Annotated in this window: 2 protein-coding genes and 1 pseudogene; 1 reads left to right on the top strand and 2 read right to left on the bottom strand. The window is 43.9% G+C overall.

Going from position 1 to position 1,507, the window contains the following annotated elements:
• A pseudogene (locus tag R7P67_RS24080) lies at window positions 1–175 on the top strand (MFS transporter); the annotation flags it as partial.
• A gap of 85 nt (window positions 176–260) precedes the next feature.
• Here R7P67_RS24080 and R7P67_RS24075 read toward each other — a convergent pair.
• Both R7P67_RS24075 and R7P67_RS24070 read right to left on the bottom strand, forming a co-directional pair.
• Window positions 261–920, bottom strand: coding sequence for a ChrR family anti-sigma-E factor (locus R7P67_RS24075; protein WP_005494210.1), 660 nt, complete (start codon window positions 918–920; stop codon window positions 261–263).
• Window positions 917–1,501, bottom strand: coding sequence for an RNA polymerase sigma factor (locus R7P67_RS24070; RefSeq protein WP_005456530.1), 585 nt, complete (start codon window positions 1,499–1,501; stop codon window positions 917–919). The genes R7P67_RS24075 and R7P67_RS24070 overlap by 4 nt, the downstream gene beginning before the upstream one ends.
• Between the last annotated feature and the right edge of the window lie 6 nt (window positions 1,502–1,507).

The following is a 1,507-nucleotide window of genomic DNA, read 5'->3' as shown; positions in this document are numbered from 1 at the left end:
AAACTTTGGACGAACCACGCTAGCGTCATTCAGCGGTGAATTGGTTGACTACCTAAATGACTGGAGCACGTTTTTCATTCTCACGGCCGTAATGGTGATCCCGAGCTTGATCATGTTGTATTCACTGCGTCATTACTTTACGGATCTTTTGGAAAAAGCGCGGCATAAGCACTAACGACCGCAAATTTGCGCAAAAGTAAGAATAAAAAACCACCGCACAATACGGTGGTTTTTTCTATACAAAACGCGGCGTTCGAGGCTTACGGGTAAAGCCCTTTGCCGAACAAGTTGAAGATTCGTGCAACACCTTGCGTGAAAATCATTGGCTCAGTGAGTACCGTTAAACACAAACAGTCTTCACCTTCCTGAGTAAAGGGGCTGTGTTTGACTGAGGCATCTCGTATCATCAAGTCGCCTTCTTCATACTGCCCGTCTTCATCGCTAAATCCACCATGCAGAACCAGTGTGGATTCCAACCCTCTGTGCGTGTGTTGTGGGATTTGTACATTTTCGCCGATGTACATCAGGCTCACTCGAGCATCTTCACCCAAATCAATTTGTGCACTGAAAACTTTCCCACCGTAGCTTCGCCACGATCCCACCAAATCAGAAAAGCGCACTAACGTTTTTGGAAGCTCGAAGCTTTTACCTGCGACATTGACGAAAGCTGTATCTTGAATCACCACATTGTCGTTCACAGGTTCTGCGTTAATAATGTCGTTAAACATGTCATCAAACTCAGGTGAATACTCTGATGGACTTTTACTCACTGTGTTTGCTTGACTTGCTTCTACTTGGTTTACATACGCTCGGCACTTTGAGCACGTCTCTAAATGTGTGGCGACCACAAGACCAGAAACCGCATCAATGCTGCCCGAAGCATATGCTTCTAACAAGTTGTTATCTGGATGTTTGTTCATAGTTGCTCCGTATGCATTGAGTGCCTTAACTTTTCTACTGCGAGTCTTAACCGAGACTTCACCGTGCCTAGTGGTATGTCAAAAAGTTCCGCTACTTGCTGATGTGGCAGTTCTTCGAGATAAACCGCTTGCAATACGTCTCTCTGATTTTTAGGCAAAATATCAAGAAACTTCACCACCTGTTCCTTCAACATGTCTTGTTCTGGAGAATAATGATCAACCAAATCTGGCGGATAATATTCCGATGGCCAAATGTCATCAGAATGAATGTGAAGCTCTTTACCCTTTTGTTTTCTGAGTAAGTCAAAACACAAGTTGCGGATAATCGTGTATATCCACGTCGATAACGCACTCTTCTTTCCATCGTAAAGATGAGCTTTTTGCCAGACCGTTGCCATGGTTTCTTGAACCATCTCCATAGCAACTTGCTCATTACCAACGTGCTTGTAGGCAAACTGTTTTAGCTTGGGTGCATAAAAACGGAATACGAACGCAAAAGCCTCTCTATCTTTGGCTTTTACTTTATCCATGTAAGCGTTCCATTCATTTCGCCCCAATTTTTGTGGGCTATCACTCATCATAATCAG

It is taken from the genome of Vibrio sp. Vb0937, assembly GCF_033338855.1.
Note: the sequence above shows the minus strand (reverse complement) of the source record. Positions and strands in the feature narration are given on the sequence as shown.